This window comes from Calothrix sp. PCC 7507, assembly GCF_000316575.1.
GTDB lineage: Bacteria > Cyanobacteriota > Cyanobacteriia > Cyanobacteriales > Nostocaceae > Fortiea.
Window position 1 is genome coordinate 4010282 of the sequence record NC_019682.1, and the last position, 16029, is coordinate 4026310.

The 16029-nt window shown below is 42.8% G+C and carries 15 protein-coding genes; 3 read left to right on the forward strand and 12 right to left on the reverse strand.

What is annotated here, in order from left to right; translation table 11 throughout:
- Window positions 1–9: 9 nt before the first annotated feature.
- On the reverse strand, window positions 10–240 hold the full coding sequence (locus CAL7507_RS17035) for a hypothetical protein (protein ID WP_015129727.1): 231 nt from the start codon (window positions 238–240) through the stop codon (window positions 10–12).
- A 234-nt stretch (window positions 241–474) separates the two neighbouring features.
- Between CAL7507_RS17035 and CAL7507_RS17040 the strand changes: the two genes are divergently transcribed.
- Window positions 475–1875, forward strand: a complete 1401-nt coding sequence (locus tag CAL7507_RS17040) for a hypothetical protein (RefSeq protein ID WP_015129728.1) — start codon at window positions 475–477, stop codon at window positions 1873–1875.
- Between the two features lie 472 nt (window positions 1876–2347).
- On the opposite strand, the gene CAL7507_RS17045 is transcribed toward CAL7507_RS17040, so the two are convergent.
- The 10 genes from CAL7507_RS17045 to purS all read right to left on the reverse strand — a co-directional run bounded on the left by CAL7507_RS17045 (window position 2348) and on the right by purS (window position 11967).
- On the reverse strand, window positions 2348–2743 hold the full coding sequence (locus tag CAL7507_RS17045) for a type II toxin-antitoxin system VapC family toxin (RefSeq protein WP_015129729.1): 396 nt from the start codon (window positions 2741–2743) through the stop codon (window positions 2348–2350).
- Entirely contained in the window at window positions 2730–2993 is a 264-nt protein-coding gene (locus tag CAL7507_RS17050; protein ID WP_015129730.1) for an AbrB/MazE/SpoVT family DNA-binding domain-containing protein, read from the reverse strand. Before CAL7507_RS17050 ends, CAL7507_RS17045 begins: the two co-directional genes overlap by 14 nt.
- A gap of 139 nt (window positions 2994–3132) precedes the next feature.
- Entirely contained in the window at window positions 3133–4536 is a 1404-nt protein-coding gene (locus CAL7507_RS17055; protein ID WP_015129731.1) for a ferredoxin:protochlorophyllide reductase (ATP-dependent) subunit N, read from the reverse strand.
- 140 nt (window positions 4537–4676) lie between these two features.
- Window positions 4677–5459 (reverse strand): DUF5331 domain-containing protein, encoded by a 783-nt coding sequence (locus CAL7507_RS17060; RefSeq protein WP_015129732.1) that lies wholly within the window; start codon window positions 5457–5459, stop codon window positions 4677–4679.
- Between the two features lie 33 nt (window positions 5460–5492).
- Window positions 5493–6359 (reverse strand): ferredoxin:protochlorophyllide reductase (ATP-dependent) iron-sulfur ATP-binding protein, encoded by an 867-nt coding sequence (gene bchL, locus CAL7507_RS17065; protein WP_015129733.1) that lies wholly within the window; start codon window positions 6357–6359, stop codon window positions 5493–5495.
- A gap of 1018 nt (window positions 6360–7377) precedes the next feature.
- Window positions 7378–8391 carry a cytochrome d ubiquinol oxidase subunit II gene (gene cydB, locus CAL7507_RS17070; RefSeq protein WP_015129734.1) on the reverse strand — a complete coding sequence of 338 codons (1014 nt, stop codon included), beginning with the start codon at window positions 8389–8391 and terminating at the stop codon, window positions 7378–7380.
- Between the two features lie 110 nt (window positions 8392–8501).
- On the reverse strand, window positions 8502–9938 hold the full coding sequence (locus tag CAL7507_RS17075; RefSeq protein ID WP_015129735.1) for a cytochrome ubiquinol oxidase subunit I: 1437 nt from the start codon (window positions 9936–9938) through the stop codon (window positions 8502–8504).
- A 329-nt stretch (window positions 9939–10267) separates the two neighbouring features.
- Window positions 10268–10543, reverse strand: a complete 276-nt coding sequence (locus tag CAL7507_RS17080; protein ID WP_015129736.1) for a TIGR02450 family Trp-rich protein — start codon at window positions 10541–10543, stop codon at window positions 10268–10270.
- Window positions 10544–10648: 105 nt separating this feature from the next.
- Entirely contained in the window at window positions 10649–11326 is a 678-nt protein-coding gene (gene purQ / locus CAL7507_RS17085; RefSeq protein WP_015129737.1) for a phosphoribosylformylglycinamidine synthase subunit PurQ, read from the reverse strand.
- A 362-nt stretch (window positions 11327–11688) separates the two neighbouring features.
- The gene (gene purS / locus CAL7507_RS17090; protein WP_015129738.1) at window positions 11689–11967 is read right to left on the reverse strand and encodes a phosphoribosylformylglycinamidine synthase subunit PurS; all 279 of its coding nucleotides are present in this window, start codon (window positions 11965–11967) and stop codon (window positions 11689–11691) included.
- A gap of 144 nt (window positions 11968–12111) precedes the next feature.
- Here purS and CAL7507_RS17095 point away from each other — a divergent pair, with 144 nt between their 5' ends.
- Window positions 12112–12516, forward strand: coding sequence for a Fur family transcriptional regulator (locus CAL7507_RS17095; protein WP_015129739.1), 405 nt, complete (start codon window positions 12112–12114; stop codon window positions 12514–12516).
- A 129-nt stretch (window positions 12517–12645) separates the two neighbouring features.
- Window positions 12646–14505, forward strand: coding sequence for a DUF5777 family beta-barrel protein (locus CAL7507_RS17100; RefSeq protein WP_236556775.1), 1860 nt, complete (start codon window positions 12646–12648; stop codon window positions 14503–14505).
- 102 nt (window positions 14506–14607) lie between these two features.
- Here CAL7507_RS17100 and CAL7507_RS17105 read toward each other — a convergent pair whose 3' ends face one another.
- Window positions 14608–15756, reverse strand: coding sequence for a glycosyltransferase family 4 protein (locus CAL7507_RS17105; protein ID WP_015129741.1), 1149 nt, complete (start codon window positions 15754–15756; stop codon window positions 14608–14610).
- Window positions 15757–16029 lie beyond the last annotated feature (273 nt).

The window sequence follows — 16029 nt, forward strand, 5'->3', positions numbered from 1 at the left end:
AATCATTTGCTAACAGATATGGACATAAATTAAGTTTCCTTTATCTACATTCTCCAAAGCCTTAAGCATATGTTTCTTATTAAGTTCTGATTTAAAAAGATAAGTAGTTTCATCTTCTTCTATTGGTTGTTCAACCAGCACGATTACTTCTACAACTATTCCTTCTGTTAATTCTGTTTTAGACAGTTCAATCTTGCCATTTTTACCTATAATAGCCTTTTGTTTAATTCCACTGAGCATAATTCTTATTTACTCCTATCTTTAATTTAAGATATCGAGGAAGATACACCCTATTCTAACTCTATCTAATTTTGGGATATTGGCAGTTAGTAAAAAAGAGCGTAGGCTAAGTCCGCCGTAAGCATCGCTTTTTGATTAGACAGACAAGAACTCGCATTAGCTGAATTGTTAGACAACATGTAAATCGGGGAATACTGAGTCAAGTGTGGATATTTTAGGAATTAATAAAAGATTATGACTATACCATTGACAGTAACCTTTACACTTGCTAGTTGGATTCTCAAAGGACTGCAAGATGGAACTTTTGAAAGGGTTGGGGGTGTAATTCGAGAAGTAGGCAGTAAACATATTGTTACCTGGTTAAGAGACACACCAAGTAATTCACTGGTTTCAGCATCAAGCTCTTCCTCTAACAATTTACTTAACCTTGTTTTCTCCGGTGCAAATCTCGTTGCTTCTGGGGCAAATACTGCTTCTACAAGGCAAGGATTAGCTGATGTCAGTGGACGCTTAGGTGGTATTGAACAATCAAGTTTAGGTAACATTGCTGTCTCTGGAGTAAATCTGATTGGAACAGTTGCTAATGCGGCTATTTCCGGAAAAGGATTCGCCGATGTTAATGGGCGTTTAGGTGGGATTGAAAATCAGTTAGAAGAAATTGGGGAAAATCTGCAACTAACTCAAGGAATTTTACAGTTAACTACTGCTACTAGCATACTCAATCTCGGTGTTTCAGTTATGGGCTTTGCTGTCATATCACAGCGCCTTAATGAACTAGAACAGCGCCTCAAACAAGCAGAAGAATTATTGAATAAAGTCAACCGCAAAATTGATCTGAGTTTCTATGCTAATTTTCGCGCCGCAATCGAATTAGCAATTAATGCCTTTACGATGAACAAAGTTGAGAATCGGAGAAGTAGCGCCCTGCAAGCTATTAACCGATTCTTAGAAGCAGAGCATATTTATACTGAATTTGCTGATATTGAAATTGAGCAGAAAAGCCAAATCGCTGATGAGTATCTGCTGACTTTATCTTTAGCTTACCTAGCTGAAGCACGTTGTTATTTAGAATTAGAAGAACATGATACAGCGCTTCGTCGTTTCCAAGAAGGGGCTAAAGTTATCCGTTCTCGTATTCAGAAATATGTTGATCTTCTGCTTACTTCTAACCCAGCAGCATACTTGCAACCTGAATTCACAGGTATAATTGATTTGCGGAGATTGACCCGAATTTATCAATGGATTGACCCCGCTATAGACGAAAATGCTGTGTTTGAGCTTCAGCGTAAGAATCTGTTTAAAATAGCTAAAGAACCTCAAAAATGGTTAGATTCAATACCAGCAGCAATTTTAACTCGTGTTGAGGTTCAAGGTGGTTGGTTTGGACCCAGTCAGGATGATTTGAAATTAGAGGCTGACAAACGTCTTCCACAAGTATTTGAAGTAATGGAATCTATGATTGAAACCAATCGCCGCTTTGAATCTTATCAGACAGAGATACAAGCAATATCAAAATTAGGAATCAGCTTTCATGAATGGCTTAAATTAAGTCCGTCTACAGAAATTAAACCAGACGATTCAGAACTAATTTACATCATCCCATCTCAACCTTTAAACTTACAATTACCTAGTTAATTGCATTCTTCTCTGCAAGACACACTCGCGTTCATAGTTCGTGAAAAAAACCAAGGTGCGTTACGCTGTCGCTAACGCACCCTACTGGCGTGTCTAGGCTAAAATGTTGCATTAATATAAGTCCTATCCGCGTTCATCCGCGTTCATCCGCGTTTAATTCCATCCCAATATAATGCACAAATTTAGGCTTGCCACGCCACTACTGGCGTCTCAAGGCTAAAGTAGTGTTATTTTACTCTCTCTTCCTTTGCGTCTCTGCGCCTCTGCGTGAGAAAAAAAGGCGAATTTTTTGGGTTCGCCTTAATCATATGGTGTTGCTCAATCGAAACGGAAATCTTAAATCTTCGCTTCTTCCCTCACCAACTTATCCCAACCCAAATCTTTCAAATTATTATTCCGACGTAGCCGATGATTTACAAATTATTCAGTATTTCTATCTTAAAAATTTGTCGAACATCTTGAGTTATTCCACTTAAGTAACAGGCTTTTGAACTTCACACTGTGTTAGTCCCTTGGCTCTTTTGACAAACTTTTCATCAAATGTATAAAACTCATAACAATGCTGGCTTTGAGCTAGATGAAAAGCATCAGCAAAATCTAAGCCATTTTCGTGCCATTGGATAACTTGAAGCACTAAGCTAGAATTAGTCAGGTAAATATTAGGTAAACCAAACAAGTTCCTTAAAGCTTTACATATCTCACTCGGTTTAAACTTGTATGCAAACCTTAAAACCCATTCAGTCTCAAGAATTACTGTATCTGAAATAAAAATATCTTGATTTTGAAAGATTTCTTTACTCTTTTGAAACTGTGATTCATCATCTTGAGTTAAAAATCTGATAATTATATTTGTATCAACCGCAATCATGCCATGATTCCTCTACACCTTGGCGAATTGCATCATTCATATCTTCAATAGTTTGGGGTTTTCCCTGATATTTTAAACAACCTGCCACATCATCTAATTGAGTTGCTACAAAAGGTTTCTTAGGCTTTAAAAGAATTCCATCACCCATATCAATAACAATAAATTCTTGTCCTATTTGCCATTGATGAGCTTCCCGCAAAGATTGGGGAATAATTACTTGTCCTTGAGGAGACAATTGTGTAATTTCCATGACGTTAAGCAGTAAAATACTCAGAATAATATGCCAATATTAGCATTTTTATATTCGATTTTTTACTCCTCTGCGTGAGAAAAAAAGGCGAACTTTTTGGGTTCGCCTTAATTGGTGTTGCTCAATCGAAACGGAAATCTTAAATCTTCGCTTCTTCTCTCACCAACTTATCCCAACCCAAATCTTTCAAATTATTATTTCGACGTAATGGACGAGTTACCAACTCTAATAAGTCACGCGCATTACCAAAGCCGTGAATTTGAGCAAAAGTAAACTCCACAGACCACTTAGTATTAATACCCCGTGCTTCTAAGGGATTAGCATGAGCCATACCAGTAATTACCAAATCTGGTTTCAACTCATAAATCCGCTGCAGTTGATTGTAATTATCTGGCTTCTCAACAATTGTCGGTAGGGGTGAATTCATCTCCTGACAAGTTTTCTCCAGCAGTGCTAACTCAGCAGCTTGATAGCGCTTATCCATGTAGGGAATGCCAATTTCCTGAACTGTCATTCCGCAGCGCACCAAAAACCGTGCTTGGGAGATTTCCAACAAGTTATCACCCATGAAGAATACAGATTTACCGCGAATCAGTTTTACATATTCTTCCACGTTTTCCCAGATTTGCGCTTCCCGTTCATCCAAACCTTTGGGAGTAATCCCAAACACCGAGCAGATTTTCTCAATCCAAGCGCGGGTACCATCGGGGCCAATGGGGAAGGGTGCGCCAATGAGTTTACATTTGCGGCGACGCATTAAGGTGGTAGCGGTGCGGCTGAGGAAGGGGTTGACACCAGCGACATAATACCCTTCTTCCAAGACTGGTAGTTCTGTGAAGCGCTTTGCAGGTAGCCAGCCGGAAACTTTGATGCCTTGTTTTTTCAGTTCTAGGGTTAACTGGGTGACTACAGGATCAGGAAGGGAGCCGAAGAGAACCAATGGTGGGTGATCCACATACTCAGATTCATCTTGGGCAACATCTTCTTTTTTCTTACCAAAATTGAGCAGCTTCTGAATGGCGTTATGCTCGTTTTTATCTGTTTCTGATACGGGAGACTTATCAGGGCAACGATTAGCCATAGCGGCTAACACAGTGTCCTCTCCTTGGGTAAAAGCGTAGTCGAGTCCGTTGGCACGAGCAACGACGATGGGAATGCCAATTTCGGATTCTAGCTTGGGTGCCAAACCTTCTAAATCGGTTTTGATAATTTCAGTGGTGCAAGTGCCAATCCACACAATTACACTGGGGTTGCGATCGCGTTTAATTTGCAAACATAACCGCTTTAACTCTTCGTAATCGTTCAGCTGCGCCGAAATATCCCCTTCTTCCAACTCTGCCATTGCATAACGGGGTTCAGCGAAAATCATCACCCCCATCGCATTTTGGAGGAAATAGCCACAAGTCTTGGTGCCAATCACCAAAAAGAAGCTATCTTCAATTTTTTGGTATAACCACGCCACGCAGCTAATTGGGCAAAAGGTGTGGTAATTCCCAGTTTCACACTCAAAGTTTAAAGCTTCTGGTTGTTGAGCAACAGTCATTTTGGTTTTTCTCCCCTTGATATTTAACAGTTATCAGTTATTCAGTTAACAGTTATCAGTTTGTTGACTGTTAACTGTTAACTGTCCACTGTTTACTGATTTCAGCCAGCTATTCCTATATTTCATAGGAACGGCAATAATTAACTGTTGGGGAAGAGACGGGCAATTTCCGATTCATCAAAAACGCCTGCTGGCAGTTCTTCCCCTAAAAAGTCGTTATTTTCTTCACTTTTTTGCAGTGCTGTTTCATCACCCCAGACATCAGACAACACGTCGCTAAAAGCGTTTTCATCAGGTGAATTCAGATCATCAAGGATCTGGTCATCCTGCTTTGGTTCAGATATGGTTGGGGCCTCGAAGGAAACCTCACCAAATCCGTCTGCATCTAAGCTAGGTTCCTGTGGAGACTCTTCTAAGGAGTGGTGTCCATTGGATAAGGAAATATCACCTAGTCCATTTTGGGTTTCTGGTGACTCACTCACTGACAGTGTTTGATCAGCAGTATCTGGTGCGATCGCTAATTCTGCCAGAGCCGCAAATCCATTAGTATGAGAATTTGTTAAGGACTCTGCTTGGGAGTTCTCATCAATGGCAGGTGATGAATCATCCTGGTCATTGTCTAATATGGCTTTGGGAATAAAGCGATTACCGAGAGCAATATCTGGGTCAAAGTGCAAATCCAGCACTTCAATTAAGGTATCAGCGTCTGGATTCAGTCTGGAAAAAGGTAACATTAATTGCGCTAGCTTTGGTTCTAGCGCGTTGACTACGCCCAGGATGAGGTAAGAAGATGGCCGCTTCCCTCCATCGGGGGTGTAGACTGATTCCACTTCCATGTGCAACGTAATCCAGTCACGATTCGCCTGGAAAAATTGCAACCATTTCTGCCTGATTGAATCTGTAAAGCTATGAAAGAAGGCCATGTTATTTTCCCCTCATCCTGAGAAATAGATGATTTATACAATCATCAAGTCTAGTTCCTCTTCCGGATTTCGTACCTGGGGTTTACTCGGATTTAGATAAAAATCGGACAATAAAGAGAATAATTCACGGTCAGGGGAATCGTTGGGCACAACACCCTCTGGACGCGCTAAAATTTGGTCTGCGATATTCAGGTAATAGTCGCAAACGTAGTTTAAAGATGGGTCAGACTCTGCCATTTCAAACAAGGTTTTACCCTTAACACGGGAAACGCGAATGTCTTCTATCAATGGCAGGACTTCTAGAACTGGCATTGGTACAGCTTCTATATATTTCTCAATCAAGTCGCGCTTGGAGGTGCGGTTACCAATTAAACCAGCTAGACGCAATGGGTGAGTGCGTGATTTCTCTCGGACTGAAGCGGCGATGCGATTGGCTGCAAACAAAGCATCAAAGCCATTGTCAGTCACAATCAAGCAGTAGTCTGCATAGTTTAGTGGTGCTGCAAAACCTCCACAAACCACGTCACCGAGAACGTCAAACAAAATCACATCATACTCATCAAAGGCGTTGAGTTCCTTCAGTAATTTTACTGTTTCGCCGACTACGTAACCACCGCATCCGGCACCAGCAGGTGGGCCGCCTGCTTCGACGCAATCGACACCACCGTAGCCTTTATAAATTACGTCCTCCGGCCAGACATCTTCGTAGTGGTAGTCCTTTTCTTGGAGGGTGTCGATAATGGTCGGAATCAAAAACCCGGTGAGGGTGAAGGTGCTGTCGTGTTTGGGGTCGCAGCCGATTTGCAACACTTTTTTGCCGCGTTTGGCTAGGGCGACGGAGATGTTACAGCTAGTTGTGGATTTACCGATTCCACCTTTTCCGTAAACTGCTAGTTTCACTGTTGTTTGCCTCTTATAGTTTTTTGTCAAACTCTTGGGTAAAACCTTGGCCCTTCACCTAGGCTGACATGGCGGTGCGTTAGGTCTGTTGAATGTCATTATTGTCCAAATCAGATGGAAAATAAAGGGGCTTCTAATCTGTAAAACGGTGATATCGATTGAATTATAGTTTAATTAGTTACTTGATAAATCTAATAGACTTTTTTGCTATTAAATAACTATAAAAATCATTTTTTGGTAATTTTAAAGTTTTTTTATATAAAAAGGTTACAAAAGACAAAAAGCTGAAATAGATTTACATCAATGCTTTTGATGGGAATGGGAGATTAATAGATAATTAGATTTTAGGTGAAAAAAAGTATGGTAACGGATTGATATAGAGATTAGCAGCCATACGGATGAATAAATTTACAGTCTTCAATATCGCCTAAATTGCAGGTTTCCAGTCAAACGCCAAGATGCTATGACTGTTGTTTGTCAGCAAATGCTCTTTACTTTGTAATTAATTATTAATTTTTGGAATAAGTTGGGAGGGCAAACAACCGTCACCTGCGTCAACTTAACGTGAAACCCTTGTGAAGACTTGATCTTGAATTCACTCACTTATCATCACAATCCGCGTCACCCCACCCCGGCTTTGCTGATGCAAAACCTCCCCTCCCCTTGCTAAGGCTACCGTGTACACACAAGTGATTGAATCACCCCAAAACCTTTAAAAGTAGGGGAGCCAGTCACGTGGGCGGGTTTCCCGACTTGAGGGAACTGGCGTTGTGTTATGCCGGAGGCTAACGCACCATCCGAGATTTGCGGTGCGTTAGGACTTTAGTCCATAACGCACCCTACCGAACGAAAACGAATGCAGGTGAGATTTTCCGACTTGTGTGTACACCGTAGCCTTGCTAAGGGGAGGGGATTGAGGGGTGGGGTAAAACATATATGGAGTAAGCGTTTGAGCTTAAGTTGACACCAATGAACAACCGTTTGCCCCTACAGACAATCTCACATGGCAGGGTGGTTTCTATTCACCATAGGCGCTACCCGCTACCTTGCCCCGGAAGACGACATATTGGTAGATGTTGTAGAACAACATGATCGGGATTAAGAAACCGACGAAAATGATCATGAACACTAAGGCGCTGGGGGAAGCGGCTGCTTGATAGATGGTGATTTGGGTGGGAATGATATAGGGAAAGACAATCAGCCCCAAGCCGATAAAGGTGAGGAGAAAAATCAAAATTGTCCAGATGATGGGAGTTCGTTCTTCTTCACGGTTGAGGCTTTGCAGCAGTAGCCAGACGAGAAGCACACCCAGCACAGGAATTACCGCAAAGATATAAACTAGGGGCGGACTGAATAGGCGTGTGCGGGCTGTTTCGTAAAATACGGGGGTGGCGATGGTGATTAAAATTGCACCAATGAGAGTTGTCACGGCGGCAATTTTAGCAGTGCGAAAATGGGTTTTTTGCAGTGGCCCGTCAGTTTTCAAAATTAGGTATGTGGAACCAATGAGGACGTAACCTTGAATCAGGGTGAGGGCGACTAAAAGCGATCGCCAGTCTAACCAATCCCAGGTAGAACCAATAAAATGCCCCGCCTCATCTACTGTAATGCCTTCAATGACGCTGCCGAGGGCGAAACCCTGTCCCAAGGCGGCGAGGAAACTGCCGGCACCAAAGGCGAAGTTCCAAAAAAACTTGCGATCGGAATGTTCCCGAAACTCAAAGGCCACCGCCCGAAAAATCAACCCAAAAATCATAATGAAAATTGGGATATACAGGGCGCTCAAAATGGTGCCATAAGCCAGAGGGAAAGCGCCAAACAGCGCCCCACCCATCAATACCAGCCAGGTTTCGTTAGCATCCCAAACGTTGCCGAGACTAGTCATTAAAATGCTGCGCCGTTCTTCGTCAGAACTGGTTAGGGACAGGATGCCAACACCCAAATCAAACCCGTCTAACATGACGTAAAGAAACAGGAACAGCGCCAGAATGACAAACCAAACTTCGGGAAGGAAGTGCAATAATGCTGCCATTGTTTTATCAGGTATCAGGTATCAGGTATCAGTTATCAGTTATCAGTTATCGGTTATCAGGGTTGTTTTGTTGTTCACTGATAACTGTTCACTGTTCACTGTTCACTGATTTAAGTTTCCACTGGACGTTGATCGGGGACAAATTCTGTTGGGGTGGGATCGATTGCGGGTTGGTTGTCCAATCCTGGTACGGGTAGCTGTAAGTTAGGGCCTTTGTTGATAATCCGGCTACCGAAATACAGAGTCGAGAATAACAAAATGCTGTAGACCACTGCAAAGATTGTCAAAGATGTCAAGACATTACTAGCAGGGATATGGGATGCGCCATCAGCCGTGCGGATTTGCCCATACAACGCCCAGGGTTGCCGTCCTACACAGCGCACAATCCAACCTGATTCTACGGCGATGTAGCCTAAGGGCGCAGCAAAAATCCAGGCGCGCATCAACCATTTTTGTTGAGTAATTTTTTCTGGAGATAGTTTACCTAATAGCCACTGCAAGGCGCTCCACAGCATTAAGCCGACTAAGAAGAAACCAATCCCACTCATGATGCGGAAGGAGTAGTAAATTAAGCCCACCATATGGGGGCGATCCGCTGGTTTCCATTCCTTGAGTCCCTGAACTGGTTCAGAAAGATTCTTTTTGAACTCTAAAATGTATCCCAACCCGTTGGGAATTGAGAGTTCCCAGGTGTTTTTTTGGGCTTTTTCATCGGGTAAGGCAAGCAAAGTCCAATCTGCAGGCTGTCCAGCGGGGGATGTTTCCCACTTCGCTTCCATTGCTGCTAGTTTGGTGGGCTGGTAATGATAAACTTGCTCGGCGCTTAAATGTCCGATGTAGACTTGCAGTGGTGCAACTGCGATCGCTGCAGCTAAGACGATTTTCAGTGATTTGGCAAAAAAGGCTTGATGGCGTTCTTTGAGAATATACCAAGCGCTGATGCCACCAATCACAAACAAAGAGGTTTCCAGGGTAGCAAAAAACATGTGCAACACGCTTTTCACCATGAAGGGATTGAGAATTGCTTGGAAATAATCGCTGACGATGAATTTACCATTCACCATTTCCCCACCCGATGGGGTTTGTAGCCAGGAATTAGCAACCAAAATCCAGAAGGTAGACAAGTTTGCACCAAAGGCAACCATGATGGTGGCTAAGTAGTGAATCACTGGGTGAACTCGCCCCCAGCCAAACAACATAATGCCCAGAAATCCGGCTTCTAGCATGAAGGCCATTGCGCCTTCAAAACCGAGAATGCTGCCAAAAAAATCACCCACGGCTTCCGAGAAAGGTGCCCAATTTGTGCCAAATTGAAATTCCATTGGCAATCCTGATGCCACACCAATCCCGAAGTTAAGGACGTAGAGTTTAGACCAGAAGCGGGCATGATGATAGTAGTCTGGATTACGTGTTTTTAGCCACAGCCCTTCCACGATGACTAAGTAAATACCCATCCCCGTGGTGAGGACAGGCCACAGCATGTGGAAAATGGCCGTCAGCGCAAACTGCATCCGTGATAACACAACGGTATCTGACAAAAAATCCATGCTTGCCTCCGCAAGTGAATCAACCGCCAACTGAAAGCTGAAGTATGAAGTATTAAGTATGAAGGATGAAGTGAGAATTGCTACAGAGCTTCTTCCCTACTTGCCGCTGCGTTAGCTTTCCAGCGTTTCGGAGAAAATACAGCCCCGCATTTCGTGCCGCATCCGGGAATCGTTGGGGTAATTTCATACTTAATACTTTGTTTAGCCAACTTGGTTAATGTATTCTGAAAAAGCCTTTCACATTAATTTTACTGATTAAATTTAAAAAGTTTGTAGAAATAATTAATACGACAATCCGTAAAAGTACTAGTATGCATAAATTGGCAATTTTAAATCTTAGATTGTCCGCCACATGATTTATCTCCTGTAATCTGCTCGATTTCTTGCAATGTTTGCCAGCCAGCTTCCCACTGGAAGCCGTCTTGTAATAATTTGGCGTTGAGCCAGAAGCGGACTTGGGGGTCACAAGCTGCTACCATTTCGGCATAAACCCACTTACCTTGATTTTTCCGGTTGACAACTTGGAAGTGTCGCCAACCATCCACTTTTTGCTGGGCTGTCCATTTGGAACCGACTAGGTAGGGGAATTTTTGTTTTTTGGGCATTGGCTTAGAAGTCAGAAGTCAGAAGTCAGAAGTCAGAAGTCAGGAGTTAGGAGTTAGGGGGTCAGGAGTTATTTTCCTACTCCCCTATTCCCTTTTACCCAGTCATTAAGCGATCGCTTCCACTCTTTGCAATAATCCTTGAAATAGCCGTAAGCCATCGCTCTTGCCTAGTACTGGATCAGAGGCTCTCTCAGGGTGGGGCATCATGCCTAAAACGTTGCCCTGGCGGTTACAAATCCCGGCAATGTTGTTTAGTGAACCGTTGGGGTTTTCGCCCTGATAACGGAATACAACTTGCCCTTGGTCTTCAATTTCTGCCAGAGTCGCTTGATCAGCATAAAATCGACCTTCCCCGTGGGCGATGGGTAAGGTGATAATTTCGCCAGATGTGTAAGCCTGCGTCCAGGAAAGATTGGTACGCTCGACTTTTAGGGGGAGGCGATCGCAGATAAAATGCAAATCCTGATTTCTCGCTAATGCTCCTGGTAATAGTCCGGCTTCCGTTAATACTTGGAAGCCGTTGCAAATACCGATGACAAACTTACCTTTTTGGGCATGTTCAATCACCTGTTGCATGACTGGCGAAAATCGAGCGATCGCACCACAGCGCAAATAATCCCCGTAACTAAAGCCACCAGGGATGACAATTACATCCAAATCATCAATATCCGTTTCTTGATGCCAAACCATGCGAGTTGGTTGTGAGAGTAAGTCTCTAGTCACATAAGCAACATCGCGATCGCAATTAGAACCCGGAAAAACAACAACGCCGAATTTTGTCATTTGTTATTTGTCATTTGTCAAGGGTCAGGAGTCAAGAGTCAATCCGATTTTGGATTTTGGATACTTCGGCAAGCTCAGTACAAGTTTTAGATTTTAGATTGACTGCACCCATAAAGGGATGCAGCTTGGGGATTTTAAATTGACCCTTCGGCTTCGCTCAGGGTCAACGATTTTAGATTGATTCCGCCACGCCACTTGCTCATGGGGGAAACCCCCAAGACCGCAGTGGCTCCACAAGGGGCGGGGCTTGAACCAAAAACAATCCAAAATCCAAAATTTAAAATCTAAAATTCGGAGGGTCAGGAGTCAAGGGTTAAGAGTCAAGGTTATTGTCTTCCTCCCCAGTCCCCAGTCCCCAGTCCCTAAAACACACCAGTCTGTGTTTCGACTTCGATCAAATCAAAGCGATAATTTTCAATCACTGGATTTGCTAACATTTGGTCACAGATGTCATTGAGATTTTGACGTGCCTTACTTTCATCAGAGGAGGTGATGGTGAGTTCTATATACTTACCAATCCGCACCTGCTCGACGTTGTCGTATCCTAGTTGCTTGAGGCCAGATTGTACAGCCACACCAGCAGGGTCTAGGACTGAAGGACGAAGCGTCACAAAAATTTTAGCTAAATACTTCGTTTGCACAGGTTTCCGCTGAATACTGCGATCGCTATACTATAACTTTCTGCTCCAACTGAGTGAAAATAAGATTATGAAGCGGTTAGAGTTAATTTATCAGTTAGCCAATATAACGGCTTCCACTACAGTGGCAAATTTAAATAATTGTCTATGAGAGCCATACGCACCCGCAGTCAAGAGCGGATTTTGAACTTGCTGAAAACCATCAAGCAAGGAATTTCTGCTCAAGATATTTACGTAGAACTACGTAACCGCAATCAAAGCATGGGATTAGCAACAGTTTATCGTTCCTTGGAAGCCTTAAAACTGGAAGGGTTGGTGCAGGTTCGGACTCTGGCGAATGGTGAAGCCCTCTATAGCCTAGCCCAGCAAGATAAACACCATCTGACTTGTCTGCAATGCGGTGTCTCAATTCCCATTAATCAATGTCCCGTCCATGACTTGGAAGATCAGTTACAAGGCACCCATAAGTTTAAGATTTTTTACCACACTCTAGAGTTTTTCGGTTTATGTGGCCAGTGCCAAATTAATCAAGCGGCTGAGGTTGGTCATTAGGGGCAGGGAGCAAATGCCAAATGCCAATTCAGTACATTAACTGAACTTATAATATTAGAATATACATAAACACGAAAATGGGGCTATGATAGGCTCGCATCACAATCGTATGTTTTTATACGATAGTTGATGTGTAATTCGAGCGATCGCCCCAAAATCAACATGCACGCAGTCAAAATCATTTCCTGTGCTTTGCTTTCTGTCCTGTTTCCGAGTTTAAGTTATGCATCTGATGGTATGCCTGTAGTTTCTTCTCCGGAAAATACGACAGAAGAATCCCTGCAACCACAGTTTGGGGCTTTACCTAATAGTCCTCAAGAATTACCCGTAGTCTCTTCTCCAGAAATGAACACTGAAGAACCCCTGGAACTACAACCTGAGGTTTTACCTTTAGCATCGTCTGTTAGTACTCAAGCCAAAGATTTGCAGACAGAAATCCCTTTGTCTCCGTTGCAAGAACCACCTACCAAATTGCATAACTTGGAAACAGCCAACCAGCTACGAAAGGGCGCAGTTCAAGTAGAAGCGGGTTTTCTGCAAGTTTTGCCACTTGATGATTCTGTCTCAGGGACAGGATTACAAACTTATAACATTGATATCGACTGGGGAGTCACAGATGATTTGCAGCTAGGTTTCACAGGTGATATTTATGACGATTATGTGAAATGCCCGGTTAGGGAACAATGCGGAGATTTTACAAGTACAACTTATGGCGCAAAGTTAAAATATCGTTTAATTAATCAAAATCTTTGGGCTGTTGGTGTTGTGGGTACGGCTCAGTTAATGAACATATCTGCAAGTCCGGGGGCTTTCACCAACACTTCAAACACGAGGTTAAATACTGTCACCCCAGTTGGTGCTTTACAATTCCCTATCACTTACAAAGCTTCTCCAAATCTGCAACTGCATTTCACTCCTGGAGTAGTGTTATTTCCAGAAACAGTAAAGGGAGCAGATTTTTTTGGCAGTTTTTTCAATATTGGTACGGGATTTAGCTGGCAACCTTCAGAAAGAGTGAATTTGTTTGCTAATATTCAAGCTCCTTTGGGGCCTGGTGGCAATACCTTTAGCTCTAAAGACCGCTCTATTTATCGCAAGCTATTGTGGGCTGTGGGAGTAGATTACGCATTTAATCCCAGAATGGCGGCTGAAGTTTATGCTACTAATAGTTTTGGGACAACACCAACCACGGGTTTACTGGCATTTATTCCTGATGGCGATGATTTGTTACTAGGAATTCGCTTTAAGCATGTGATTGATTTTGGACAAGGGTATGCAGCTAATTTTGGCAATCGCCCACAAACAGAACTCTCAAGGCGCGATAGCACACTCTTATTTGATGGGTTCACACTTGCGAGTCCTCACACCCTCCCAACAGGTAAATTCCAAGCCAGAGGCGGGCTAGGTACAAATGGGAGTTCGAGTTTTGCCCTAGCTTATGGCTTGACAAATGACGCACAGTTAGAAATTAATGTTGACCAATTTGGCGGAAGCGATCGCCTTTCTGGTGCAGAAATATCTGGCCCTGGGGTAAAAATTGGGGGCGCAGTAAAACTGAGGTTCTTAGATCAAGCACGAGGTGATCTGCTTTCACTAAGTTTTAAACTTGCAGGAATCAGTGAGGCGGCTTTTCAAGGTAATGCTCTCAATGGAACTATATATGCAGAATTGCCGATCGCTTATCAACTCAGTCCCCAAACTTCCATATCCATTAATCCCAAGGGAGCATTTTTTGGTAAAGTTTCCCGCACTGGGATAGGAATTGGTATTAACCAAGCTCTAGGAAATCAGCTGCAATTTATTGCAGAATATACGCCTATTTTTACTGATGGTACAAGAGATGTTTGGAGTACTGGCTTGCGTTTTTTACCAAGTTCCAGATGGGGAATTGACATTTTTGCAGGTAATGCCATCGGACAGAGTGGCTTGGGAACAGTAACAGCAGAATCTGGGACTAATGTGGGTTTTAGTATTAATTGGGGAATTTGAATGGAAAAGAGCGATCGCACCCACGCCACCAAAAACTTTACACACAAAAACCCCCAGTAGCTTGAGAGAATGGCGCTGCTAATGTTAAGATCAGTTTCGTTTCTAAGCGCCGCGACTGATCTGTATGGGTTTCTGATTCAAAACTTCAGTGTAAAGTTTTTCTAACATAGTAATATTCTTACTGAGGTCATAGCGTTCTAATACACGCTTCCTAGCTTTCTGTCCCAGCACAGTTGTCAACTCTGGATGGTCTTGGAATAGTGGTAAAAGAGTTTTTAGTTGCGATCGCACAGTTTTTGTGCTGAGAATTACACCAGCTCCTTTTTCTAAAACCTCGCCATCCGCACCTACATCTGTGGCTAAACAAGCTAGTCCAGATGACATTGCTTCTAACAGAGATAGAGACAATCCTTCTACCACTGAAGGCAAAATAAATACATCTGCTCCCCGCAAAATGTCGATGCGTCGGGCTTCATCAGCAATAAATCCCAACCAAATTATGCCAGATTCTTCACCATAAAACGGCTGTAGAGAGGGTTTTAACGGTCCATCGCCAACAATCAATAGCTTGCTATCAAGCCCCATTTCTGACTGCTTCCAGGCGCGTAGGAGAGCTTCAACGTTTTTCTCTGGTGCGATCCGACCTTGGTAGACAAACAAGCGTTCGGCTTTAAATTCTGTTTTAACGTCAGAAGACCCAGGAGAATATCTAGTAATATCCACTCCATTGGGAATTACAGCTACATTTTTCTCTGGTACACCCAAACGCGCTAATAAGTCTCGCTGAATTTGGGAAAAGACAATGACGCGATCGTAGTTACCCAAAAACGGCGCGTATAGTTGATAAGCTAAAAACTGTGTTCCAGATATTAATTTTGCCCCTTTGCCCGCAAATGGTGTGTGGAAAGTGGCAATCAGGGGTAAATTTAGCTGCTCACAAATTTCTGGGAGAACAAAATCTAACGGGGATAAAGTCAGCGAAGCATGGACTATATCTGGTTTAATTTCCCGCAGCGAGTCAGTTAGTACCTTAGTCGCTTTAAATGTGGGAATTGTGTAAACCTGGGACTTATAAATAAACGGTAGAGAAACTTCTTGGAAATTCGGCCAGTTGTCAGGCTGAGATTCTTCTTGGGCAAAGTGGAGAAAACTAACTTCATGTCCCCGGTCTAGCAAGGCATTTGTGATTTCTCGACTGTATGTGACATTGCCACAAAATGGTGATTTTTTTCCAATCCAGGCTATACGCATTCTTTATTAGCTGTAAGAACAACAGGTTTGATATATCAGCTTTGTGTCCTTCGTTATTCGTCATTTTACCCTGTTGTACTCACTGGCTTTTTTACACCATAAAATCCAATTATAATTGGTCAAAAAGTAAAACTTTAAGCTTTTTAACCAGTCATTTAGGTTTGATTCGTTACCACTTATAAGTTGTTAATGTCTCTACATCCATCACAACTCACTTTAGTTAATATTCAAATTGGCTTCCAGCAAGTACATGGTAAATTAATGATTGTCTTA